This window comes from Bacillus tuaregi, from assembly GCF_900104575.1.
Lineage (GTDB): Bacteria > Bacillota > Bacilli > Bacillales > Cytobacillaceae > Bacillus_BD > Bacillus_BD tuaregi.
In genome coordinates this window covers 1385732-1410415 of sequence record NZ_LT629731.1, presented here as the reverse complement: position 1 = coordinate 1410415, position 24684 = coordinate 1385732, and the positions used below count along the sequence as shown (strand labels likewise).

Annotated in this window: 22 protein-coding genes; 2 read left to right on the top strand and 20 right to left on the bottom strand. The window is 40.8% G+C overall.

Annotated features, from left to right (window positions below):
- Positions 1 to 4: 4 nt before the first annotated feature.
- The 17 genes from BQ5321_RS08945 to BQ5321_RS08865 form a co-directional block, all read right to left on the bottom strand.
- Positions 5 to 1339, bottom strand: coding sequence for an aromatic ring-hydroxylating oxygenase subunit alpha (locus BQ5321_RS08945; protein WP_071394163.1), 1335 nt, complete (start codon positions 1337 to 1339; stop codon positions 5 to 7).
- 27 nt (positions 1340 to 1366) lie between these two features.
- Entirely contained in the window at positions 1367 to 2821 is a 1455-nt protein-coding gene (locus tag BQ5321_RS08940) for an aldehyde dehydrogenase family protein (RefSeq protein WP_084786712.1), read from the bottom strand.
- A gap of 36 nt (positions 2822 to 2857) precedes the next feature.
- On the bottom strand, positions 2858 to 3676 hold the full coding sequence (locus BQ5321_RS08935; RefSeq protein WP_084786711.1) for an IclR family transcriptional regulator: 819 nt from the start codon (positions 3674 to 3676) through the stop codon (positions 2858 to 2860).
- A gap of 32 nt (positions 3677 to 3708) precedes the next feature.
- Entirely contained in the window at positions 3709 to 4986 is a 1278-nt protein-coding gene (locus BQ5321_RS08930) for a TRAP transporter large permease (protein ID WP_315970097.1), read from the bottom strand.
- Between the two features lie 25 nt (positions 4987 to 5011).
- The gene (locus tag BQ5321_RS08925; RefSeq protein WP_071394162.1) at positions 5012 to 5569 is read right to left on the bottom strand and encodes a TRAP transporter small permease; all 558 of its coding nucleotides are present in this window, start codon (positions 5567 to 5569) and stop codon (positions 5012 to 5014) included.
- A gap of 34 nt (positions 5570 to 5603) precedes the next feature.
- Complete coding sequence (locus BQ5321_RS08920; protein ID WP_159433412.1) at positions 5604 to 6620, bottom strand: TRAP transporter substrate-binding protein; 1017 nt, start codon at positions 6618 to 6620, stop codon at positions 5604 to 5606.
- Between the two features lie 211 nt (positions 6621 to 6831).
- On the bottom strand, positions 6832 to 8136 hold the full coding sequence (locus BQ5321_RS08915; RefSeq protein ID WP_071394161.1) for an ATP-binding protein: 1305 nt from the start codon (positions 8134 to 8136) through the stop codon (positions 6832 to 6834).
- An 84-nt stretch (positions 8137 to 8220) separates the two neighbouring features.
- Entirely contained in the window at positions 8221 to 9561 is a 1341-nt protein-coding gene (locus BQ5321_RS08910) for a CapA family protein (RefSeq protein ID WP_071394160.1), read from the bottom strand.
- Positions 9562 to 9716: 155 nt separating this feature from the next.
- Positions 9717 to 10835: a CapA family protein gene (locus BQ5321_RS08905; RefSeq protein WP_071394159.1), complete on the bottom strand. Its 1119-nt coding sequence runs from the start codon at positions 10833 to 10835 to the stop codon at positions 9717 to 9719.
- Positions 10836 to 10866: 31 nt separating this feature from the next.
- A complete protein-coding gene (locus BQ5321_RS08900; RefSeq protein ID WP_071394158.1) occupies positions 10867 to 11856 on the bottom strand; it encodes an electron transfer flavoprotein subunit alpha/FixB family protein in 990 nt (329 codons plus the stop codon).
- Entirely contained in the window at positions 11843 to 12610 is a 768-nt protein-coding gene (locus BQ5321_RS08895; RefSeq protein ID WP_071394157.1) for an electron transfer flavoprotein subunit beta/FixA family protein, read from the bottom strand. Before BQ5321_RS08895 ends, BQ5321_RS08900 begins: the two co-directional genes overlap by 14 nt.
- A gap of 23 nt (positions 12611 to 12633) precedes the next feature.
- On the bottom strand, positions 12634 to 14118 hold the full coding sequence (tcuA, locus tag BQ5321_RS08890) for an FAD-dependent tricarballylate dehydrogenase TcuA (protein WP_071394156.1): 1485 nt from the start codon (positions 14116 to 14118) through the stop codon (positions 12634 to 12636).
- 78 nt (positions 14119 to 14196) lie between these two features.
- On the bottom strand, positions 14197 to 15504 hold the full coding sequence (locus BQ5321_RS08885; RefSeq protein ID WP_159433411.1) for a TRAP transporter large permease: 1308 nt from the start codon (positions 15502 to 15504) through the stop codon (positions 14197 to 14199).
- Between the two features lie 78 nt (positions 15505 to 15582).
- The gene (locus BQ5321_RS08880; protein WP_071394155.1) at positions 15583 to 16194 is read right to left on the bottom strand and encodes a TRAP transporter small permease; all 612 of its coding nucleotides are present in this window, start codon (positions 16192 to 16194) and stop codon (positions 15583 to 15585) included.
- Between the two features lie 42 nt (positions 16195 to 16236).
- Complete coding sequence (locus BQ5321_RS08875; protein WP_071394154.1) at positions 16237 to 17268, bottom strand: TRAP transporter substrate-binding protein; 1032 nt, start codon at positions 17266 to 17268, stop codon at positions 16237 to 16239.
- A gap of 66 nt (positions 17269 to 17334) precedes the next feature.
- Positions 17335 to 18498, bottom strand: a complete 1164-nt coding sequence (locus tag BQ5321_RS08870) for a cytochrome P450 (RefSeq protein WP_071394153.1) — start codon at positions 18496 to 18498, stop codon at positions 17335 to 17337.
- Between the two features lie 81 nt (positions 18499 to 18579).
- Positions 18580 to 19185, bottom strand: coding sequence for a hypothetical protein (locus tag BQ5321_RS08865; protein WP_071394152.1), 606 nt, complete (start codon positions 19183 to 19185; stop codon positions 18580 to 18582).
- Positions 19186 to 19628: 443 nt separating this feature from the next.
- On the opposite strand from BQ5321_RS08865, the gene BQ5321_RS08860 reads away from it, so the two are divergent.
- Positions 19629 to 20540 carry a LysR family transcriptional regulator gene (locus BQ5321_RS08860; RefSeq protein ID WP_071394151.1) on the top strand — a complete coding sequence of 304 codons (912 nt, stop codon included), beginning with the start codon at positions 19629 to 19631 and terminating at the stop codon, positions 20538 to 20540.
- Positions 20541 to 20637: 97 nt separating this feature from the next.
- Here the strand turns inward: BQ5321_RS08860 and BQ5321_RS08855 are convergent, their stop codons facing one another.
- Positions 20638 to 20949 (bottom strand): 2Fe-2S iron-sulfur cluster-binding protein, encoded by a 312-nt coding sequence (locus BQ5321_RS08855; RefSeq protein ID WP_071394150.1) that lies wholly within the window; start codon positions 20947 to 20949, stop codon positions 20638 to 20640.
- Positions 20950 to 20979: 30 nt separating this feature from the next.
- Positions 20980 to 21894, bottom strand: a complete 915-nt coding sequence (locus BQ5321_RS08850; RefSeq protein ID WP_071394149.1) for a catechol 2,3-dioxygenase — start codon at positions 21892 to 21894, stop codon at positions 20980 to 20982.
- 459 nt (positions 21895 to 22353) lie between these two features.
- Between BQ5321_RS08850 and BQ5321_RS08845 the strand changes: the two genes are divergently transcribed.
- Positions 22354 to 23274, top strand: a complete 921-nt coding sequence (locus tag BQ5321_RS08845; RefSeq protein WP_084786707.1) for a DMT family transporter — start codon at positions 22354 to 22356, stop codon at positions 23272 to 23274.
- A 29-nt stretch (positions 23275 to 23303) separates the two neighbouring features.
- Here the strand turns inward: BQ5321_RS08845 and BQ5321_RS08840 are convergent, their stop codons facing one another.
- Positions 23304 to 24578: an MFS transporter gene (locus BQ5321_RS08840; protein WP_071394148.1), complete on the bottom strand. Its 1275-nt coding sequence runs from the start codon at positions 24576 to 24578 to the stop codon at positions 23304 to 23306.
- Positions 24579 to 24684 lie beyond the last annotated feature (106 nt).

The window sequence follows — 24684 nt, the reverse complement described above, 5'->3', positions numbered from 1 at the left end:
TAAATCAAGATTCTTTCGAAATTAATTCCTGCCAGTATTCATAAAAACCTCGGTGTACTACATCCAAGAAGGTCGTTGGATAGGCAATGCCCGGTCCTGGAAAATCGTCAACAGGCTCCACAACATCCATTCCCATCAAATAATTCACGACGTTATTGAAATGTAAGGTCTTATCCCGAGCTGTTACACCTTTGCTCGCATCCGCAAGTCTTGTCCATAGCTCTGCATCATCCTGCTCTAATGTTCCACCAGGTCCAAATGTATTCACGTATCTTTTGTAAGAATTTTCTTTAAATTCTTGCGGTGCTTCTTTATCGACCAATATCCATGACCATGCTTCAATCTTGTCAGGTCCAAGTGGACGCCATTGTCTAATCGTTAAGAAGTTTGTTAGGTTCTCATGTTCCCCTTTTCCGTGCATTGGACTTAAGAAGGAAAGATTAGGGAAGCAGTTTCCATTGAACACCATCGTCTTTTTAAAGACAGATAACTGTTCTTCGGTTAAGTTTTCATGAAACATCGGCCACATTTCTTCCGGAAGCCCTTGATATGGTGGAATGGACACAGACTTTGGCGGTTGAATTACGTTGATACCATGTCCCTGCTCAAGTTGGACTTGATAACCATTGCTGGCAAATAACGGATCCTTCGGACTGATTCCCAGTTCAACTGTTGAGCGGTGTGTCATGGCGGTATGATAAGCATCACCGACAAACACTTCCGCGCTTACCTTCCAATTCGTATCCACTACCCAGCGCTGTGGTGCCCCAATGACCTCCATCCCTTTATTACTTCTGCCCAGCATAATGTCGAAATACCATTTTAATCCGCCTAAGTACTTTTCTAACGGTTCTGCATCTGGGTTTAAAGAAGCAAAAATTAATCCATGATAGCTTTCAACCTTTGGAACCTTCCTAAGCCCCCACTCTTTTTTATCCATTTCTTCGCCGTATATTTTATTCCCGGCTAGTATCCCGACTAAATCGCCATCCATATTAAAGGTCCAGCCATGATACGGACAGGTGAAGGCTTTCTTATTGCCTAAATCCGATGGACATAAATGAACACCCCGATGTGTACAGGAATTAATGAAGGCATTGATTTCACCCTCGCCATTACGAACTAACAGGATCGGGTCTTGAACAATCCACCTTGACACATAATCCCCTTTGTTTGGAATCTCAGATTCATGTGCGATAAAATTCCAGGTTTTGCTGAAGATTTTTTCAATCTCTAATTGATGAATTTCAGGATCTGTCATAATCCATTGCGGGAGCTTACCCGTTTGCAGTAAATCCCTAATGTTTGATATATGATCTTTATGAATCGTTTTATTCAATTTATCTCCACTTCCTTTTATTTGAATTTAATTTTCTTTCAACATACGAATGGCTTGATATTCAACGTAATCAGAGAAACCAATCTCTGTTCTTTCTCTTCCTAATCCACTTTGTTTAACACCGCCAAACGGCATATCAAGTGATAGTGAATCAACGTTATGACTGTTGATGAAGGTACCGCCCGCTTCTAGCTGCCGGGCTACAGCTAATGCATGGTTCGTATCCTCAGACCATACAGAGGAGCATAATCCAAATTCAGTTCCATTCGCCATTTCAATCGCTTCTTCAATCGAGTTGTACGAGATTAACGGAATCACCGGTCCAAACTGTTCACTAACAACCAATTCATGACGAGGATCAATATCCCGAACAATCGATGGCAGCATATAATAGCCGTTAACCCATTGCTCTTGATCAACCTTTTTCCCTACCTGTCTGACCGTAGCACCTGATTGGCGTGCTTTGTTCGCTAAGCCTTGAACATAATCAAATTGCTTCTGATTAATTAATGGCCCAAATGTTGTCCGCTCATCCAAGCCATGGCCCACCTGATACTCATTCACAAGCTCCGACATCGCTTCATACACAGAATTCATCATATGGCTTGGAACATAGACCCGCTTCACAGCAAAGCAGATTTGCCCAGCTCTTGTGAAAATCCCTTTACATAGCCTTGGCATGATTTTATTAACATCGGCATCATCCAAAATGATAGCGGGGTCATTACCCCCAAGCTCTAAACTAACCTTTTTTATCGTGGATGCGGCACTAGCCATAATCGAGCTGCCCGTTTCCGTACCACCGGTAAAGGAAATCTTTCTCACTAGAGGATGCTCTGTCAGTGTAATCGTGACATCTGATCTTCCATTTACCACATTAATAACACCATGTGGTAGGATCTTCGCCATTGCTTTTAAGGCCAATGTCAAGGCAACAGGAGCATCCCGTGAAGGTTTTACGACTACCGTATTTCCAGCTAATAAGGCAGGTGCCAACTTAGCCATGGTTAAGATAATAGGAGAATTCCAAGGAACAATTAGTCCAATAACCCCTATGGGAGTCTTTTCAATGCTCATCCAGCTCACTTTATTTTCAAACTGTGTTGGTTCTAGAAACGCTTCTGCCCGCTCTGCCATATTATGAATAATACTGGCCCCTCTCATAAAATCGGCAGTGGACTCCTTAACCGTCCCGCCATTCTCTCTTATCAGTAAGGGTCTTAAGGTTTCGGTTGATTCTTCTAATACAACGGCAGCCTTCTTCACTAGCTCAATTCTTTCTGTTAAGGGGACCTCTTTCCATTCCCGATAGGCCTGATACGCGGTTTGAACAGCCTGATCGGCCGTTTCACTATTCCCCTTCGCTACCTTTGCCACTACATCGGTAAACATTCCAGGATCATACACATCGAAATATTCGGTCGATTTTACCTCTTGGTGACCAAAAAAATTATCTATTTTTTCTACGGCAGCCTTAATCAAGATGGCCTACCTCCTTTAGTAATGATTTTTTTCCTATTATGAAAACAATGGATGTTCCCAGGTCATTCCTTCTAATCGTTCAGCAATGATTCGACCCTTCATTTTCATTTCTGGTAAAATCCGCTGAATTTGATTAGAATTTAGTAGGTTTTTAGGTTTGGTTACACTTAAGGAAGCCATAACCTTTCCCTCTTCATCCATTATCGGGATAGCGACAGCCCCAACCATTTCCTGATATTCTCCAAATGAGGTACTATAGCCTGATTCTCTGATTTTAATTAATTCATTCCAAAGCTTATCGGAACAAGTAATTGTCTGCTCTGTACTTCGTTCCAAGGGTTTTGATATATATTGGGCAATTTCTTCATCACTTTGAAAGGCTAATAACGCTTTCCCAGCTGCTGTCAAATGAGCAGGAACTCTTTTCCCCATTGAATTAATCACATGTTGATCATGATGCTCCGGGAGCTTTAATAAATAGACAATGCCACCGTTATCATAGATTGCCAGTTGTATCACTCCGTTTACGACTGGTAACAGCTTCTTCAAAAGCGGCAGGGCCACTTGAACAATGTCTATTTCTTGATAAACAATGGACCCGATTTCAAACACCGTCAGGGACAAATGATATTTCCGTGTTTCTGGGTTCTTCTTTAACAAACCCTCTTGACAAAGGATTTGGACCAATCGACTAACCGTACTTTTGGCGATGCCAAGCCTTCTGCTTATCTCGCTTACCCCTAATTCTGGGTCCTTATGGGAAAACAGCTTTAATATTCGTAATGCTTTTTGAACGGATGTTATTTGCATTTGTTCCTTTTGCACCTTAAATGGCTGCACATCACCTTTCTCCAATTTTCACCACCCCTTTCAAGTTGTTTTTACTTTTACTTAATGAAGGACGGTAACCAAGTGGTGACTGCGGGAATATAAGTCACAATAAGGAGTACAACCACTCCAACGGCGAAAAATGGCATGATTACCTTTGAAAGCTTCTCAAATGAAATCTTTGTAATAGATGATGTGATAAATAAGACAGTTCCGACCGGAGGGGTAATTAATCCTAAGGTTAAATTGAGACAGATCATAATCCCAAAATGAACGGGGTCAATTCCATATTGAACAGCAATAGGCAACATGACTGGGACCAGAATAATCATAGCTGCCGCCCCTTCCATAATCATGCCAATGACTAAAAATAAGAAAAGGCAGATTAATAGAAATCCAAACTGGCTTTCCGTAATGTTCACTAAGAAGGAAGCAATCATCTGTGGTATTTTCTCAAATGATATAAGCCAGCCAAACATCGTCGCCATTGCAACGATAAACGTAACAATAGAGGTAATAACTGCCGTATTCACTAGAATGCTAGGAAGATCCTTTAGTTTTAATTCACGATAGAAAAAGGATCCGACCAGAAAAGCTAATAAACTAGCAATGGCTGCCGATTCCGTTGCTGTAAAAACCCCGGACAGGATTCCTAAAACAATAAGTAACGGTATAGAAATACTCGGTAATGCAATTAGTACTGATTTCATCATTTCTTTTACGGTAGCCTTCGTCTGTTTTGGATATTTTTCTTTTATCGAAAAAAGAATAATTAATAGTACAAATCCGAGCCCTAATAGAATCCCTGGAATCACTCCTCCAATAAACATACTGGCAATCGAAACCTCTGCTAAGACGCCATATAGAATGAAGGGAATACTAGGAGGAATCGTTGGTCCTATTAAGGAGGCGGATGCAGTCAATGCTGAGCTGAATTCCCTTTTATAGCCCTGCTTCTCCATTTCCGGAACAATGACCTTACTCATCATTGCCGTCTGAGCATTTGCTGAGCCAATTATGGAAGCAAGAAACATATTGGTCACGACATTTACATAAGCTAAGCCCCCACGAAAATGTCCAACCAGAACCTGTGATAATCCAATTAACCTAGAGGTAATCCCACCGCGATTCATTAATTCTCCTGCTAGAACGAACAATGGAATAGCCAGTAACCCATAATTTTGAACGCTTGTTGACATCTTTTGCGGGATGGAAACCAGCATGTTTAGATTTTCAGATATCAGCATATAGACGATGGTAGTGGCTCCTAACACATAGGCAATCGGTAAGCCAATGAGAAGGAGTACCAGAAACACGATTCCCGCAATTAGCATCATGATTTCATTCCTTTACGATAGGGTTTTAGCTTTGCTTCAGATAGTATCGTATATTAGCCGTACTATAGATGACCATAATCAACATAGATAGTGGAAATATTAGATTAGGAATCCACATCGGTATTTTTAAAGCGGCTGTTGTTGCCTGCATCAGGGCCGTTGTCATAACCCATTGATAGCCGTAATAGAAAAGCATTGCTGAAATTCCTAAGATGAAGATTTGACAAAGAATCTTTATCTTTTTTTGCATGGCTGCAGGCAGCTTTTCAACGATAAAGGTTACCGCAACCATATCCCTTTTACTTAAAGCAATACAGGCACCCAAAAAGGTAATCCAGAGCATGAAGAACATCGCTACTTCATCAGTCCCAACAAGGGGATTTTTCAAAATTTTTCGAAAAATAATCCCGAAGATTAAGCTTATACACATGATTCCGACACTAATCATGGCGAGTATCTCGATTCCCTTTGTTAAGCGGTTTAATATATGATCAATCCAATGTGTGTCAGCCTCAACTATGATTGATAAATCATCCTTTTGGTTAGTAGCTAACAAGCTTTTATTTTCCATTTCTTGATTCATATATTAGTCTCTTCCCTTCTGAAGATTTTCCTGCTTATTTTGCTATCTCTTTTGCTTTATCGATGAAAGCTTGAATGGATGGATCTTGACCACCATATTTTTTATGGATTTCCTCGGCTACCTTCATGAACGGGTCTAAATTGGAAAGCTCTGTCACTTTTCCCCCCTGTTCTTTAAACGCTTTTAGATTTGCTTCTTCTCGCTCCATATTATTCTCTTTATTAAAATCAATAGAAACCTGCAGGGCTTCCTTTATCATTTTTTGATCCTCTTTAGAAAAATCTGACCATAGAGCTTCGTTCATTACCACTCCGCTTGCCCACACCATATGATTCATCGTCGTTAATTGATCTCCTACCTCGTAATAGGCATTTCCTATCGTAGCATCTAAATCGATGTCGATGACATTCACCACATTTGTTTGAAAGGCACTGTATAATTCAGGTAGTGGGACCGGTGTGGGACCTGCCCCAATTTTTTCCCAGAAATCAACTATGGCTGGACTTGGTGTTACTCGAATCGAAGCACCTTTGAAATCTTTTATATCGGTTATTGGATCATCCTTTGTTAGAACATGGCGCATTCCAGCGAAATAATAGCCTAAGCCTTCTACACCATTGATAGGATCAAATAACCCTAAAGCTTCACTTGTAGCTGCCATTTTATAGGAATCTTCGTGGTCTTTAAGAATAAAAGGCATAAACCAGGCTGAGAAGGAATCTGAATAGTTCGCCATTTCTGCAGCTGTAACAATCATCATATCTAGGGAGCCTGCCTGTACCTGCTGAAACATATCCGTTTCATTCCCTAATGTAGCATTCGGATAAATATCAAGTCTTAAACGACCATCCGAACGAGCCTTCAATTCCTCGTCAAACTTTAGAAGACTCTCGTGCCAGACGTTATTTTCAGGAGCAAGATGACCGATTTTGATTTTTTGTTCGGCTCCCTTTTCTGTGTGATTATTTCCGCTGCTTTGTTCATTGCCACATGCTGCCGACATAATGATGAATATTAAAAGTACAATTAAAAAAGCGATTTTCTTCTTCATCTTATCCAATCCCCCCATTCACTCGATTTTTTTTAGACACAAGCTTTCTCCAGTGTTCTACTATTGGGTACAATTAAGCGTTTGTATTATCATTTTAACCGCTATAAAGACTAATACAATCTGGCTGTTCCAAGAGATGGAACACGTTTGATTTTATTTTATCCCCCCCCTATTCTCTCGTTCTGTATTAGATTTGAAGGTTTCATTTTACTTAAGAATGCATTTGGATTTCACCCTGCTGCATGCTTTGGTCAACGTGAACAATTTCCTGCTTTTCTCCTGCACAAGGCAAATAAATATGAAACTCCGTGCCTTTTCCCTTTTCACTGTTCACCTTAATCTGTCCGTTTAATTGCTCGATCACCCGATAAGCGACCATTAACCCTAATCCAGTTCCCTTCTGACCCTTGGTTGTAAAGTATGGCTTGCCTAATCGTTTCATTTGCCCTTCATCCATCCCCAACCCACTATCTTGGATGACGATTTCATATTGTTTTTTATGTTCCTTCATCGAAATGAATAATTCTCCACCATTAGGCATCGCTTCAATGGCATTTTTCAGCATATTTAAGAATGCCTGTTGCACGATTCTTCTTTCCCCAGTGATGTAAAAAGGGAAAAGCTGCTTTTTCACTTCAATCGAGCTCATATTTGAAAGAGACTGTAAAATATCGATTAAATCGTTCATTAGCTGCCCTACATTAATCTTTTCTACCTTTTCTGGAGCTGGTTTGGCAAAGGTAAGAAAATCACGAATTATCGAATCAGATCTTTCCATTTCATTCAAGGCAATTTCAATATATTTCTGTTTAAGTGGATCCTTCTCTTCCTCCTTTAACAGCTGAATAAATCCTTTCGCACCTGTTAAACCATTTCGAATTTCATGTGCAACAGATGCACTTAAATGACTGACCATTTCCATCTTTTCCATTTCAAGCAATTCATTCTTCATTTTGTGATTATAGAGAATTTTTTCGTTTGTAATGACCGTCAGGACAATACACCCTAATTTAATCAAGGATCCGATTAGTAGTATATTGGACGGGGCTGCCACTTGAAAAATGAAGTTATTCATCAATGTACTGAAAAACATATGAATGAATAAAATAGAAATCGAAATCCATAGTTTTTTACTCTTCGTCGCATGAAAGAATGGTTTGTAAAAAAAGAAGGTTAATAGTGGAATCAAAGCATAAATAAATGCCGTAATCCATGTCGCCTCTTCGATTCCTAACCCTAATCGGACAATAAATCCAGAAATGTATAAGATAATACTTGCTAAGGGTCCCCCATATAAACTGGCAACAATAAAAGGAACAACGCGGATGTCATAATTAACCCCTTCATTACTAGCAAATGGAAAAATGACGAAAAAGATAAAAGACACCAATCCTGATAGAAACATAAATATTTTGATGTCCTTCGTTGTAAAATCCTTTTTGTACACTTCCAGAAAGAGCTGCGTTAAAAAGAGCATCACGAGTAGGAAAAGTACATTGACCAAAATATCGCTCATAAGAAAAACCCCAAACTTATATGATTATCTATCTATTTAGTCAGTGAATTCTAGAGTCTGTGAGATTTTGAAGCATGACAAACATTACTTAACGGGATGCTTTAGCTGTACCACCCCTTTACCATCTGAATATTCAATACTAGTACCAAAAGGAGCGGCTAGCTCGCCTAAATATTCGATAATTTGTTTACCTAGCTCTCCTTCAGCAAGCCTTGGGATGCCGCCAGTCGAGCGCGGTTTATGATCCATCGTGACTGGATAAAGGACTAGCTCGGTAAATTCTCCTGCTTCATTAAATGTACACACAGGAATAATCGAGCCGAAAACCTTCACCGCAAAATGTCCGCCAGGTGGGTTTAATGGTTTTGGTAAGGCATCACGAGCATCGAAACCATCTGCCGTCGTGGCATGACCGTTTTTTAACTCAGGTTCATAACCAGGTCTTGCAAAGAAATCAGCCGGCAGTCTTGTTACCGTACTGCTCATGGCAAAGAAATCACCTGGGTCGTAAAAGATTGGTTTTCCGTTATAAATTTCAATCCCTCGCAGCGGTGCATGGCTGCCCTGACCGACAAAGACACTCGCACCCGCATTAATACATGACTTGGCAAAGTCTTGAACAAACATAGCTGGTACATTTAACCCTTTTTCTGGATGCATTTCATGGCTGTGCAGGGCTACGATTACATGATCTGCCTGTCTTGCGGCTTCTTTAATGGCTTTCAAATTACCCGCAGCATCATCTTCGTCTACAACCGTAGTGATTCCCGGTTCGTCACTTTCAACAAAGCGTTGAATCGCCATCATCGTCCCTGGCGCGTTAAAATACCATTCCTTCCCCTTGTTTGCGATGCCCCAGCCCATTTTAAAAGCAAGATCCTTTATCGTTTCAATGATGGTACGGTCTGCACGGTAATAATAACGGAGCGGATTGAGTCCTGGTCTGCCTTTCACGTCTTGTCTTGTTTCTCCTGCTCTCGCCCAGCCAGTAAAGGTTGAGCTCATTGAAATAAGCGCGACTCGTCCCTTTGCTGTCTCAAGATATTTCGGTTCCCTGGCTTCACCTAGATTTCTCCCTGTTCCTGCGTGTACGAGTCCTGCTCCATCAAGTGCCCTCCAGGTGGAGAATAAGCCGCCGTAGGAATAATCTAAAGCATGGTTGGACGCATGTGAAACCAAATTAAAGCCTGCCCATTTCAATTCATCCGCCACAAACCTTGGGGAGCGCATCCACGTCCAGCCAGCCTCTGCGGCAGGATAGACCTCAGGCCCATCATAATCATGGATTAATGATTCAAAATGGGTATAGGATACATCTGCCTCTCTTAGCACATTGACCAATGATAAAAAACCAGGTTCCTCTTGAACTGAAATCCGACGGTTTATAATTGAATCTCCTGTTACAGCAATCTTAAAATCCTTCATAGGACACCCCCAAGGAATATATGTATTCAATTCACATTTGCGGTAAGATGCCAGGCAGCAGCAATGATAAAGTGTTGCTTTAATAACCTGACATCTTAGCGATGAGTAAGTAATGCTTTATGAATGCTAGGTCAGCAGTCTGTAAGTCTATGAATCTAGTCTTTAGATTGGATTAATACTTCATCCCCATCCCAGCTAAACTCAACATTTAGTCCTTCACTCTTAGAAATATCGTCAATATAATCAAACACACCCTGACCTAATGGATCGTCCTTTACGACAATTTCCGGTTCACAATCATTGTTGATATAGCATGGAATATAGGTAACCTTCTTAATTTCACCATCCTCAATATAAGCCTTGGCAATCATCGTGTTTCGTGCCTCACGAGCAATATAGCCCTTTGGCAGCTCCGGATCAGCCGTTATATTGTATCTTTCTAATAATCCTGATGGTGGACCGCCTGGTCCATCGGCCGTTCCAGGTCCAATTTCTGCCGCAAAATTCCCTGTCGAATAGAAAATCGCTTTCCCTTTGTACATTTCGATTCCTTTGGCAATATGGGTGTGAGTGCCAAGGATTAAGTCCGCTCCTGCATCAATCGCTGCATGACCGACTTCATGGCAATACATCGGAATCACGCGTGGAATCATATGCTGTCCCCAGTGATAAGACACCACGACAACATCCACTTCCTGCTTTAATTTCTTGATATCTTCAACCATGGCCTCTAAATCTTCCTTATAGGCCATGGACACAATCTTTGGCGGTGTTCCTGGCTGATAATCAATCTGATCATAAATGGTCCAGATGCGTACAGGTGCTAGACCCGATTTTTTTGCATCCGCTTCAAAGCCTTTAGGATGAACGCAGGAATAGGCTAAAAAGCCAACCTTGGTTCCATCTCGGTCTAGAATGACCGGTTTTCTGGCTTCCTCCATATTTCTACCAACACCGCAGTATGGCAGGTTGACCTCATCTAATTTATCCATCGTGTCCACTAAATTTTCTCTGCCCCAGTCTAGTGTGTGGTTATTCGCTAATGAGAGGACATCAAAGCCTCCATAAAGCAGTGCTGGAATATTTCGACTCGCAGAATAGGTGGCGCTGCCACGTATCGCATAACCAATATCAGAATAGGTTTGGTCACAATTGGCAAAGGTAATGTCTCCTGCACGCATCACTTCCGCTACATGCTCAAATATCGTTTCCGGCTCTTCCCGGTCAATGATGACATCTCCAACACCAAGTACTGTAATAGGTTTCTTTGACATACATTCTCCTCCAATTTTCCTTAAGTTTTTTCTAGGCCTGTGGGACGCTTTCTAAAAGGGCTGGTACGACTTCCATAATGTCACCAACGATTCCGCAGTCTGCTACCCTGAAAATAGGGGCGTTTGGATCATTATTGATGGCAATGATATATTGTGAATCGACCATACCAGCAACATGCTGGGATGCTCCTGAAATTCCTAGTGCGATATAGATTTTCGGACGGACAATCCGGCCTGAAATACCGACATGACATTCATGCGGCAGCCATCCCATATCGGTTATTGGACGTGAGCCGCTCACAGTTCCGTTTAATTTTTCAGCCAGCTTTCTTGCTAGCTCGATATTTTCCTTCGTTCCAATACCTCTACCAACAGACACAAGAATCTCTGCTTTGGTAATATCAATTCCTTCAATATTAGGACTAAGAATCGATAATATTTTGGCTCTTGTTTCTGCCGCTTGCTGGTTATGCTGGACCGCGATAACTTTAGCCGGAAGAAAGCTTCCTTCGATTGGTGGAAGGTAATTTTTCTGGACACTGGCAATAAGCGGTAATTCATTCACCTCGAGTTTGGCAAATACATCACCATTAAACATCGGCCTTGTCACAAACAGACTGTTATTTTCATAGGCAATATCCACACAATTGCTTAGGAGATTTGTTCCTAATCGCTTTGATATAATCGGACCTAACTCCATACCTAAATACGTATAACCAACTAATACTAAGGATGGTTTTTGCTCCTTTATGAACTTAGTCACGACATTCACGTAAACTTCAGGATGATACGGTTCAAACTCTTCATCATCCACAACATAGATATGGTTAAAGCCTTTATCTGATAGTTGCTGGACATGTGATTCCAGGTCATGTCCCAGAATTAAAGCATTTAGTTCACAGCCCCACTCGTCCGCCAGCTGTCTGCCGCGGCTTGCCATTTGCAGGGCTAATGTATCCAGTTCCCCATTTTTAGCTTCTGCTAATATGAAGATATCGTTATATTCCTTATCTAGCTGCATCAGCAATCCTCCTCATTAAGACAGTTGAGATTTCATCAAGGTCTCCTTCAATGATTTCACAGGCATCATTGACCGGCGGATCAAATAAATCGACAATGGTAAAGGCTTGATTGGAATGGTTGTCTTGATTTAATCCCAGACTATCAAGTGTCATGGATTCCACCTTTTTCTTACGGGCCTGGAGTACTTTCATAACAGATGCTTGCGTAATAGGTTTTGTCGTTGATTGAATCGATATTAAAGCTGGAAATGATAAACCAAGCACTTCATATTGTCCCTGTCCAAGCTCGGATGTCGCCTTCATGATTTGCTGTGTTTCATCATACTCAATATGGGTTACAACAAAAGCATGTGGGAGCTGTAACTCCTCAGCCAAGAGCATCGCTGTCTTTGCCGTCATGCTATCACTTGATTCGACACCCGTAAGTACTAAATCACATTCTAGCTTTTGGATAGCTTTAGCTAGAATCTCCGCTGCATCATCGGCTTGGTCGGAGCTGACCCGAATCACTCGGTCAGCCCCCTTTGCCATGGATTGATAGAGCATTTCCTGTGAAGTTAAACCGCCGACAGTTAAAACAATGACCTCTGCGCCATATTCCTTTTTCAGAAACAAAGCTTCTTCTAACGCGGCTTCATCTGATTCATTCATCACCAACGCACTGCTGTCATAATTGATTTTCTTTTCCTGTTCATCATATTCTAGATTGTCTACCCAACTAGGAACTGCTTTGCAGCATACTACAATGCGCATTCTATCACTCCTTCAAGATTGTCTTAGTTTGTTTTGACCATTCCATCTGCTAAAGCTGCATGCTTCCCAGCCTTACGACCTAACACTAAATTTCGTACAATCCCAGATCCTCCTGGATAGTTTCCGATATAGAAGCCACCGACTAATTCACCATTTGCATACAACCCTTTAATTGGCTGATTGGTTACATCCAGCACTTGACCATTTTTGTTGACCTTCACGCCGCCAAAGGTAAAGGTAATTCCGGAAGTAACCGGGTAGGCTCTAAATGGAGCTTGATCAATTTTTTGCGCCCAATTGGATTTATTAATCGCAAGACCTGTCGTGTGCTTCCCATCACGTTCTGCTTGATTAAACGGACCATCTACAACGGCTGCATTATATTCTTCGACCGTCTTTTTCAACGCCTCGACAGAAATGTCCAGCAATTCTGCTAGTTCTTCAATTGAATTGGCCTCAACAGGTGTTTGGTGGGAATAATCACTCATTAGTAGGTCAAATACCTTTGAATCAAAGATTTGGAAAGCCACGCCGTTCGGCTGGTCTCGCGTAATTCTGCCTAATTTCGCATAAGTGTAGCCATGGAAATCCTCGCCTTCATCAAAGAAGCGTTCTCCATTTGTGTTCACTAAAATCCCAAACGTATAGGACTTACGGTCCGTACTTAAACCGCCGCCGACATTCGCTGCACTAAGATCAATTTGTGTACAATGGGACCCGCTCCATTCACCTGTAGGTTGCGCCCCTGCGTCTAACGCCATTTTGATCACTTCACCGGTATTATGCTTAGAGCCTCTGACCTTAACCAAATCCCAGCCCTTGCCTAAATACTTGGCACGCATCTCGGCATTAGCAGAGAAACCGCCGGCAGCAAGAATCACCGAGTTGGCGTAAATATCTTGACCTTCACCCTTGCTCTTCGTTCTTACACCGCAAACCGCTCCATCCTCATCAACTAAAAGCTTTGTTGCACTTGTTTCAAAGCGAACCTCAACGCCCTTTTTGATGGCAATTTCAATCATCGAATCAACAAAGCCTTCTCCGCCTCCTTTTACATTTAAAGGAATCGCGCCTTGTGTAAACACCATTCGTTCGCCTACTCTTGTGGCCATATCATAGTTAACGTCCCAGCCAATGTTTAAGGAATCTACCCATTTAAAGGCATTATTGGATTCCTTAACAACCATTTCGGTTAACCCTACATCTGCCAAGCCGTTTGTGACACGCATGATATCGGAATAAAACTCATCCTCTGTGTATTCCTTAACATCAATTAATTGTCGCTGGCTTTCTGGAATCCCCGTCATATAGTTATAGAGCTCAGAATTTCCTTTATGGACAATCCGGAATCCGCCGCCTGTATAACGACCGTTGCCCCCTGCTTCATGTTTTGGAGCTTTCTCAATCATGAGAACTCTTGCCCCTTTTTCAACTGCAGTGATAGCTGAAGCAGATGCAGCAATTCCTGCTCCAATGACGACGACATCAAATTGTTCTCTTTGTTTCATATTAAAATTCTCCCTTCCATTCACCATTTTATTTAACTGAATTTTCTGAATTATTTAAGTGTAATATGCCCTGATACGCTAACTTCGCATCGTTTCCGGTAGCCAGAGTACAATATCTGGGAATGCCACTAGGATTCCAAGAAAGATAACCATAATAACAAAGAATGGCATCGCACCGCGGAAAATATTTGTCATCGGTACATCCTTGACAGCACCTGCTAGGGCAAAGACAACCATTCCAAGCGGTGGTGTGATGAAGCTCATTTCAATCGTAATCACTAGTAAAACTCCAAAAAGAATCGGATCAATCCCAATGGATTCAATCACTGGAAATACGAGCGGCAGTGTTAATAGGAGCATCGCCAATGAATCCAACACACAGCCTAATATGATATACATTAATAGAATCATAAGAAGGATTCCTGTACTGCTAAATGGAAGACTTGTAAAAAATTCTGCAAGCATCGTCGTTACACCGCTAATCGTCATAAACTCACCAAAAATCATCGCACCCATAATGATGAGTAAAATCATAGCTGTTGTAAGGACTGTGTCCTTTAGTCCTGTTAGGATCCCCTTCATATCAAAGCCTTTTAGCATCACAAGCGTTACTAGAGCAAAAAAGGCACCAATACCACCCGCTTCAGATGAAGAAAAGACACCGCCCCAAATTCCGCCAAGGACGATAAAGACAAGGAGAAAAGGCATCCATAGAGATTTAGAAGCTGCTAGAATTTCTCCAATGCTAGATTTCTCCGCAGCCGGTCCAAGCTCTGGCTTCATTTTACATTGAAGATAGATACCTAGCATAAACATTGCTGACAATAATAGACCTGGTATGACACCGGCAATAAATAAGGAACCAATAGAAGCACCCGTCATAATAGAATAGACAATCATCGGTGAACTTGGAGGGAGCAAAATGCCTAATGTTCCTCCAGCAGCAATCGCACCTAACGATAATTTGTCATCATACTTATATTTCCGCATCGATGGCAGGGAAACTCTTGTCATCGTCAGAGAAGTAGCTAAGCTTGATCCGGTACAGGCAGCAAAGATAGTACACGTTGCAACCGTTCCCATTGCCAGTCCTCCAGGTAAGCGGCCGACAGTTTTCTGAACGGCACTAAATGATTTGGTCATCATCCCTGAATGTGACAGCCATTCACCCATCAAGACAAACAGCGGGAGAACACTAAAAGTGTAACTAGCAACGGTTGAAAAAGGGATCCTTCCCAACTGATTTAAAGCTCCATCTACCCCGGAGAGGATAGCAAAACCACCAAATCCGACCAGTGCCATCCCAAGACCTAACGGCATTCCTAGAAACAATAGAGCAAACATTACAAGGAATCCTATGATCCCAATCATTGCTGGATCCAACATACTCACCACCATTTCGTTAATATCCGTTATACGCTTTCGCTATCTAAAATTCTTTGTATGGAATGGTTTTTCATTCGTTTATTCTTGCGGTGATGGAACAGCTTCACTTTCATGTACAGTGCTTTGATAGTCTGTGCTTTTCCCAAATGCCTGTTTGACTGCCTGATACAGCCATGTGCAGAGCTGAATAGCTAATAAGGCACTTCCAAAAGAAGCAAAGGCAATAAATGGCATGAGTTCCCAACCAAAATAGGTTGTTGTTGGTCCTGGGGGATTATTGATGATATTGACGGCTCTCTCTCCTAATTGCCAAGAAATTAATACAACAATTAAGATACTAAGAATGGAGGTAACAATGTCCACATAACCCCTTGCAACGGTTGAAAGTCGACTGTATAGGAAATCAATCCGTACATGCTTATCTTCTGTAGCTCCATAAGCAAGACAGCTATAAACCACAATGACCATCATGATTTCAATAATATCGGTTGACCCATTTATCGGATTATTGAACACATAACGAGCGGCTACATCGATGGTAACTAGCAGCACCATCCCCATCATGACTACCATACCGACATAACTCAAATATCGAGTCAATCGGTTAATCAATAGTGGTTTTTTGGGGCTAGAGGATTGATCTCCCGTTTCAACAGAACGATTCTTATCTGGAATAATCGTTGATTTCATCCATTTACCTCCAACATCTTTTATTTCAATCCAATCTCTTCTTTATTTACCAGCGGCATCTCTCATTGTTTCTAACGCGGCTTTACCTGGATAGCCTTGTTTTTCAATCTCTTCAGCATATTTATCCGCTACATTTTTTGTTGCTTCATGCCATCTTTTTTGTTCATCCTCTGATAAGGTATAAACTTCCATTAAATCTTCTTTCTCAAGCTTTTCCCATAATTCATTGTCCATAGCCTCTACCCGTTTAATCTCTTCACCTATTACTTCATCTGCCACACTTTGTACCGTTTCTTGTAATTCAGGTGTAAGGGATTCCCAGGTTTCTTTATTCATTAATAAGCTAAAAGCAGCCTCATATAATGGAAGCTTAAGTGCAAAATCTGCAGCTTCAAATAATTTTCGGTCTACTACATTATCAACACCTGTCAAGGTACCATCAATTACACCGCGATCCAGACTCATATATACCTCAGAACCTGAAATCGTTACGGCTGATGAGCCCAATGCTGAAAGCATTTCTGCTTGTGTCGAAGATACAGATCTTATCTTTAACCCTTTTAAATCCTCCATTTTTTCCACTTTTTTATCACGAAGGAATAGATGATTGGCTGTAGTAGGTAAATAGCCTAAAACCTTAAAACTATCTGTCAATTCTTTAAGATTGCCTTCCTCTTCCCACTTTTTAAGCAGCTCAGACGTTGATGTTGGATCTGTTACTTCAAACGGAAGCGCTATCATATTTGTGACAGGCATACGTGAAGGATTATAAGCTTCACCAGTGTAGGTCATTTGAATCGTATTATCCTTAACCATATCCCATGCTTCAGTCGGTTTTCCAAGTGTATCCTCATGGAGTGTGATTTTAATGGCACCATCTGTCCGCTTTTCTAGTTCATCCTTTAAATTATGAAGGACATTGTTCATATTATGGCCTGCTGGAAAGCTTGAAGTAAGGGTCCAATTATGACTTTCTCCGCCTCCCCCATCACTACTTGAGGAGGAGGAAGAACAGGCAGCTAGTAATGAGAAAATCGATAAGAATACTATAGTGACAAAGAAACGCTTTTTCATTTTTTATTAACCCCCCAAAGATCATTAAATTCTCTTAAACTCTTACCTTCTCTTCCAGCACAAATATTATTTATCAAATAAGATTGGCAAGGAACTAACTCCATATCGGGTATAACCGATTCTTTGAATCTCTCCATTTAACTGGAATGAGCCTGTTCTCTTTAACAGTTCCTCTATGACAACCCTCAGTTGTGTTCTGGCAATAGGGGCACCAATACATTTATGAATCCCAGAACCAAAAACAAGACTTTTCTTCGTATCACGATCGATGATACATTGATCTGCATCCGGAAATACTTCTTCATCTCGATTTCCTGAGCCCCATTGTAAAAATACCTTTTCTCCTGCTTTAATTTCTTGTCCCTGTATCACCGTATCCTTTGTTACATATCTCGGATGAAATTGTACGGGTGATTCATATCGTAATATTTCCTCAATCGCATTAGGAATCAACTCCGGTTCTTCCTGCAACCTCTTCCGGTCCTCTGGATGGGTGGCTAAATAATTAACAATGATTCCTAACGAGCTTGTAGTCGATTCATGTCCTGCTGTTAATAATAAATGCAATGTTCCGACAATTAAGTTCTCAGTAACAGTTCCGCTGTCATCTTCCATGCTACTATGTAGCATTTTACTGAGCAAATCCTCTTTTGGATCTAGCATATTTTCACGTCTGTCAGCGACTGCCGCTCGACAATATTCTTCTAGTTCTTCTGCAGCAGCGTTCCGTCTGGCAAAATCCCCTTCGGCCGCACTATAGTAAAGCTCTTCAGCCCAATGCATAATACGCGGCCAATCCTTGTCAGGCAGATTAAGAAATGCGATGATGCCACGGACTGGCATCGGATAATGCACTTCTTTTGCAATATCCCCATAGCCTCTATTCACAATAGGCTCTAGCAGCTCGATGGCAATTGGTCTTACTTTATCTGCGAAGGTTATCATTTTCTTGGCGGTAAAAAACTCTTGCATGACTTTTCTGTATGGCGTATGAAGGGGGGGATCTGCTTCAAAAGGGAACCGTGGCATATGTGGATATCTAATCGCACCAGCATTGGAAAACGTTCCAGGATCTAGTGTTGTTTTGACAATATCTTCATGTCTGCTAATGTTCCAGCCTCCACCAAAACCATCAGTATGTGAAACAGGGCATTTCGAACGCAGCTCTTCAAATTCTAATGCTGGATTCTTAAGATCCGGATTATGAAGATCAGATTTATAGTTACTCATTTTTACCACCTTTCTTTCATTAGAAGTAGGAGAAAAATGCAGTTAAGCATTCTCCTACTTTTGAATAAGGATACTTTCCTATTATTCTTCATCTAATTGTTTAAAACCTGGAGGTAGCATGCGAACGTGAACATTGCTAAGCACTGGAGAATCATAGAATACTACCCAGTTAATCGGACGGGCAGGGTCATCTACCCTACGAAAAACTAATGGACCATGAACAAGTCCTGCCGGTACATGAACCATTGTTGGTTTATCAAAGGTAAACTTTTCAGCTTGGTCACCAAGTCCTAACCAAAGCTCAACTTCCCCGCCTAAATCTCTGTTGTCGTATGGATTTGTTCCGGTAAAGAGATATACTTCATCATAAGTGTGATAATGTGGTGAATTATCCAGCATAGATGTTTCATCATCTTCAGCAAACATCCCTGGCGGTCTGCAGTCTAAGTGCTTATGGATTCCTCCCCTAGGACTCATGGCACTAAAGGCCTTTGGTTCAGGGATTACCCATGACTCAATATGATGCGTCGCTGTTGGCAAGTTGAAAGCATCACCAATTAGCGGAGGAGTAATTCTTTTTTCAATTACTTCTTCTCTTGTTAGATTTCTTGATTCAGGCCCCCAACCGATTTGGGCAATATACTTTCCATATTTCGTTTTTTGTTCTGTCATTTGCTTTTCTACCATGATAATCTCTCCCTTTTCTTTTTTTGAGAAGTCAACTTACGTGATGGAAACCTGCATAGCTTAGACAATATTTTCAATTTTCTATTAATTTAATCGATTATAATCTAAATATGCCAGTCATCAACTTCTATAAAAATCATAAATCAAAACGCTTACATCTACTATACCGATTTTTCTTAATATACCTTTAAGAAAATTCTTAAAGTTCTGATATTTTAAGATATATATTGGTATAATGTGGAAAAAACTTGAACACAACTGACTTTATCCTGACAAATTTAACTACAAAATATCCTCGCTCATTACAAATTACTAGAAGAATGAGTAAAGTTTTATTATATTTGCAAAAACATTGAAGGACAAAACTCTTTTATGTCGAATATTTCGTTTAAGAATTATCTAAAAATTCAATATTTTCATAAAAATATCTTTGAGGTGATAGAGTGAATTTTTACAACTTATCTGTTTTTTGCAGGGTAGTAGAGTTAGAGAGCATCTCAGAGACGGCAAAGGAGATGCTGACAAGTCCAGCGGCAGTCAGTGGCCATATTCGAGAAATTGAACGTCATTTTGGGGTTAAATTGACCGAACGTTCTGGAAGAAACATAAAGCTAACAGCTTCTGGTTTAGAGGTTTATAAATATGCTCTAGAAATCGAACATCTTAATCAAAGCTTAGAAGAAAGACTAACCCGATTAAAACAGACTGCACAATCTGTATCGATTGGTGTAACACATGTCATCTATAGTCTATTGAATCAATCATTAAAGAAAACACAATCCTTTACTTCATTAGATATAAACTTTACCCCGTCTCCTTCGTTTGATACCTGTACGCAGGTTGAAAAGGAATCTTTACAATTTGGTTTAGTATCCACCCGCATGATTACACAAGTCTACCAAACTAAACAATTAGATCATGATATTATTTTTTCGATTCCCTTAGTGATCATTTGTTCACCGGGACATCCGTTTGCAGGCAATAAAAGGGTTGTAAAAAAAGATTTGGAACCGCATACGTTTTTGATGGCTCCGCATGCCAAGAAACGTGCCAAATTAGCCCAAGGAGGATTATCCTTCCTCAAAAACATTATAGAAATCAGTGATATTGAAACCATAAAAAGTGCTGTCATGAGTGGGAAAGGCTTATTTGCCGTTTTAAGTTATCCGGATGTAAAAAAAGAAATCGAGAGCGGCCAGCTTTCGATCGTACACATCAAGGATTTCCAATTTGACACCCGCTTTTCCATTATTTATCGGAGAGAAAATCAGAAAAATAGTAAACTCATTAAACAGCATCTACAAAAAATTCTACAGCACGAAGTGATACAAGCACCTCTTATCGCAAGCAGGTGAATTCAGCTACGTCACCACTCTAAACAGAAATAAAAGGCATAACTAGTTAAATCTACTAGTTATGCCTTTTATTCTATCCTTTTGAAATCAGAGGAAACTATGATTCTACTTTTTCTTGTTTCACATATTCCTCTGCCATAATCATGTTTAAGTCACTCTCTGGCACCATACAACAGGCTAGTGCATACCCGTTAGCTAATTCTGCATCTGACAACGCTTCATGAGAGCGAACCATTTCTTGGTTGAATTTTCCTTCCATGACTTTAACCTTGCACAGTCCACAGCCTCCACGCCGACAGCCGGTTGGAATCGGAATAAACTGATCACGTGCGGCCTGTAATGGCGTGACAGCAGTTGAACAGGCATAATTAAATTCCTGCCCACGTGCATAAAGCTTTACATTAAACATAGAATACCTCCTTTCATTTCTCCTCTTTTATTAAGTTAATGCCTTCATAAAGGATTCTACTAATTCTCTACGGTGATAGAAAATCCCTTGTCCAATTTTATCTTCTGTCCAGGTAAGTGTAGGGAAATCTGTATAAGTGATATAGCCACTCGCAAAGGCTTCATTCCGATTTCCTGAAGGATCAAAGAAATAAATCGTTTCTCCCCTTGTGATGCCGTGCCTTGTTGGGGTTACCTCAAACGGAACCTCATACATAGCTAAAAGGTCCGCTGCTTTAAATACCTCATGAAGAGAATCAACAAAGAAAGCAGCATGGTGAAGCTTTTCATCCGGTCCTTTTACAAAAGCTATATCATGGGCCTTATTCGTTGTAAATAAGAAGGAGCCTAATAGCTCTTCCCCATCAATCGAAGTGATTCTTTCACTCTGTCTGAAATTTAACGCTTCCACAAAGAATCTTGTGACCGTTTTCAAATCATCTCCTGTTAATAGGCAATGATCCAACCGATGCGGAGCAATCCCTTGCTTTCCTAACGGCCATGGATGTGGATTCAAGGTTCCGACAGCAGTCCCAAGGAATTCCATTTCATAATATAGCTCACAATGATGGCCCGTTGGCAAAATAAAGTGTACTGCTTCCCCTTCTGCAAGTCTTGTTCCGTTAGAGATGCGGGAGGTTTTACAGCCAAACTGTTCAATTTTCTTTTCGTAGTAGGCTAAGTCATCTAATGACTCCACTTTAAAGGCAAAGTGGGCAATTCCTGCTGTGTTGGATTTTGTTAAAATTAAGCTATGATGGTCATATTCATCCCATGCCTTTAAATATACACTATCACCATATCGACCGGTTTCTTCCAAACCAATAATTTTCGTATAGTATTCTACTGATTGTTCCAAGTCTAGTACTTTGAGCTCCACTCGACCTAGTCGCATTACTCTTGCCATAATATCCCCTCCAAGTAGTCTATATGATTTAGGAACATCGTCATCTTCTCGAATCACTAAGGCTCCCTCTATTTCCAAAATAATCGAAATGAAGGATAACGACTATAATGACTTTTCTTAAAGAACCTTTAAGAAATTTCTTGAATATACTAGCTTCGTAAACCTGTTTCATCCAAAACTGCATCACTATTACAACCTACCAGCCCTTATCTGGCTTAAATGAACCTTAGCCTTTTTCATCTACTATGGTAGAAATCTTCCTTCTGTTACATTAGCGATAAACAGCCAATTCCCCTTAGCATTTACCCACTTTTCAGGAATCCCGGGTTTTTTGAGCGTAAAAAATACAGGATTCCTAATAATTATATAGAATATTTCAATTAATCAGATTTTGACTATTTATGAAATACATCTAGTAGTCATATTTGCTGAACAAATTAGTCAGAGGAGAGGACAGAAATGATGTTGAAAAATTTGGCTCCATTTGTCATTGTCATTGCAGGATGCATGTGGGGCTCGGTAGGACTTTTTGTCAGGGCACTGGAAGGCTATGGATTAAATGCGATGTCGATTGTCGAAACAAGAATGCTGGGAGCGTTTATTATCACGTTTATTGGGGTTCTATTTTATAAAAGAGAGTTATTAAAAATAAAACTAAAGGACAGCTGGCTCTTTGTCGGCACAGGCATTGTCAGCATGCTGCTTTTTAATTATCTCTACAATCAGACGATTAGTTTGGTCACACTATCATTAGCTGCTACTTTACTTTGTACAGCACCTATCTTTGTGCTACTGCTATCAGCCATCCTTTTTCGAGAAAAGATGACACCCATCAAATTAATAGCCGTCACATTGGCTATCATTGGCTGTATGCTGGTCAGTGGCCTATTTGAAAATGCCATCACATTCTCCCTAGCCGGTCTCATTTTGGGGATTGCTGCAAGCTTTGGTTATGCGTTATATAGTATTTTTTCACGATTCGCAATGAATAAAGGCTATGAGTCACTGACTATTAACGTATACAGCTTTCTATTTGCCAGCTTAGGCGGTGCGCTATTTACTGATTTTGGACCGATCAATCTTGCCTTACAAGAATCACCCTTCTACTTTGGATCCTTTCTACTCTTGCATGCCGTTATCGCCAGTGTAGCACCCTATATTTTATTTACATGGGGAATGAAGTATGTAGATACAGGCCGTGCGGCGATTTTATCATCCTGTGAACCAGTTGCGGCCACCCTATTCGGTATATTTCTCTATCAAGAGGTACCTACACTGTTAGCCATAGTAGGAATACTGCTTGTGTTAGGAGCGATTACCCTATTAAACCTGCCAAAGAAACAGCCTGTTTTGGTTCATTCAGAAAAAAACAGCGTATAAAGCAGTTTCATGCTCTATACGCTGTTTTTTTAGATAATCTCGCTTGATTTTGCCAATGGCTTCGTACTCTTTTGCTGTTCTTTTATCAGCATACCACCGATAAGACCGATTAGAGTGAAAATGACAGGGATCAGTAATCCATAGTGGTAACCCACTTCAACGGGAGCCAGCTGGAACATATCAAGCACTTGCCCAAAGAAAAATGGTAATAATACCGCACTGATAAACCCTCCAGTGTTGGCAAATCCAGTCACCACACCTACTTCCTTCTGCGGAAAGGTGCTGCGGACAATGGCAAACGTTAACGGACCGCCCCCATGCCCGAAGCCAATCAAAAACAAAAGGAAGATAGCGAGCATGAATGGCGGCTTCTCAATCACAAATAAAGTGACCCAGCTGAGGAAAATCATGATTTGAATAGCGAGATAGGAACGTTTGACTGATCCTAGTCTACTGGTAAATTGACTAATTAGTAAGGATCCCGCAATGGCCCCAATTAACCCGTACATCATTAACTGACTGGCGGCAGAGCGGCTGACCTCCAGTACATTCATCCCATAAGGGACTCCCCATGAACCGATAAATCCAACATATGTACCGACTACACCAAAGTGACAGAAAAAGGTTGCCCATGCCTGTCTGCTTGACAGCACTCGTTTTAGTATTGTCGATGTTTTTTCATGCTTTTGTGGTTGTCGAACAAGCGCTGTTAAATCCTTTTTGCCGTTTTGCTTTGCTTTTTTTTCCAGGACAAAATAAAGCAGCCCGGAAATAAAGCATAAGACAATCCCGGTTGATAAAAATACAGGTCTCCAGCCAGCAAGGGTGATAAGCGATGAAAAAGGAACCGTGGCTAAAAGCGAGCCAAGACTTCCAGCCACACCCGCTAATCCAAGTAATCTCGTAAATTCCCCACCCTTAAACCATTGATTTAAGATTAACACCACATTCACCCATATCGTAGCATCTCCGACTCCAACTAATAATCTGGAAAAGAGTAAAATAGATTCATGGGTTGCCAGGCTATAGAGGATGGTCCCTATGCCATTTAATAATGTTCCGATAATCAAAAAGCGGTTGGGCCCAAAACGGTCAGACAAAAGACCAACAGGAATCTGCAGGCCGGAATAGGCTACAAATTGAATGCTGGTGATTAATCCCACAACAGCAGCAGAAATTTGAAAATCTTTCATAACCTGATCGGTAATCAAACCAGGCGCTGTTCTTTGACTCACAATTAAAAAATACGCAAGTAATACAGAACTAAAAACAATCCACCTGTACGAATTATTTTGTTTTTCCAATTTTTTATATCTCCTATATTAAGCTACAAACCTATTATACTTCTTAACAGGAATAGATTGGAAAACAAATTTTTCCAGTTCGATGATTCATTCGTTTCTAAGAGAG

Excerpts from the sequence above, each read along its gene's own strand:
- BQ5321_RS08880 (WP_071394155.1), bottom strand. The coding sequence starts at position 16,194 with ATGAAATCAACGATTATTCCAGATAAGAATCGTTCTGTTGAAACGGGA.
- BQ5321_RS08920 (WP_159433412.1), bottom strand. The coding sequence starts at position 6,620 with ATGAAGAAGAAAATCGCTTTTTTAATTGTACTTTTAATATTCATCATT.
- BQ5321_RS08875 (WP_071394154.1), bottom strand. The coding sequence starts at position 17,268 with ATGAAAAAGCGTTTCTTTGTCACTATAGTATTCTTATCGATTTTCTCA.
- BQ5321_RS08930 (WP_315970097.1), bottom strand. The coding sequence starts at position 4,986 with ATGATGCTAATTGCGGGAATCGTGTTTCTGGTACTCCTTCTCATTGGC.
- BQ5321_RS08910 (WP_071394160.1), bottom strand. The coding sequence starts at position 9,561 with ATGAAGGATTTTAAGATTGCTGTAACAGGAGATTCAATTATAAACCGT.
- BQ5321_RS08905 (WP_071394159.1), bottom strand. The coding sequence starts at position 10,835 with ATGTCAAAGAAACCTATTACAGTACTTGGTGTTGGAGATGTCATCATT.
- BQ5321_RS08885 (WP_159433411.1), bottom strand. The coding sequence starts at position 15,504 with ATGTTGGATCCAGCAATGATTGGGATCATAGGATTCCTTGTAATGTTT.
- BQ5321_RS08925 (WP_071394162.1), bottom strand. The coding sequence starts at position 5,569 with ATGAATCAAGAAATGGAAAATAAAAGCTTGTTAGCTACTAACCAAAAG.
- BQ5321_RS08850 (WP_071394149.1), bottom strand. The coding sequence starts at position 21,894 with ATGGCAAGAGTAATGCGACTAGGTCGAGTGGAGCTCAAAGTACTAGAC.
- BQ5321_RS08870 (WP_071394153.1), bottom strand. The coding sequence starts at position 18,498 with ATGAGTAACTATAAATCTGATCTTCATAATCCGGATCTTAAGAATCCA.
- tcuA (WP_071394156.1), bottom strand. The coding sequence starts at position 14,118 with ATGAAACAAAGAGAACAATTTGATGTCGTCGTCATTGGAGCAGGAATT.
- BQ5321_RS08900 (WP_071394158.1), bottom strand. The coding sequence starts at position 11,856 with ATGCAGCTAGATAAGGAATATAACGATATCTTCATATTAGCAGAAGCT.
- BQ5321_RS08865 (WP_071394152.1), bottom strand. The coding sequence starts at position 19,185 with ATGGTAGAAAAGCAAATGACAGAACAAAAAACGAAATATGGAAAGTAT.
- BQ5321_RS08855 (WP_071394150.1), bottom strand. The coding sequence starts at position 20,949 with ATGTTTAATGTAAAGCTTTATGCACGTGGGCAGGAATTTAATTATGCC.
- BQ5321_RS08915 (WP_071394161.1), bottom strand. The coding sequence starts at position 8,136 with ATGAGCGATATTTTGGTCAATGTACTTTTCCTACTCGTGATGCTCTTT.
- BQ5321_RS08845 (WP_084786707.1), top strand. The coding sequence starts at position 22,354 with ATGATGTTGAAAAATTTGGCTCCATTTGTCATTGTCATTGCAGGATGC.
- BQ5321_RS08895 (WP_071394157.1), bottom strand. The coding sequence starts at position 12,610 with ATGCGCATTGTAGTATGCTGCAAAGCAGTTCCTAGTTGGGTAGACAAT.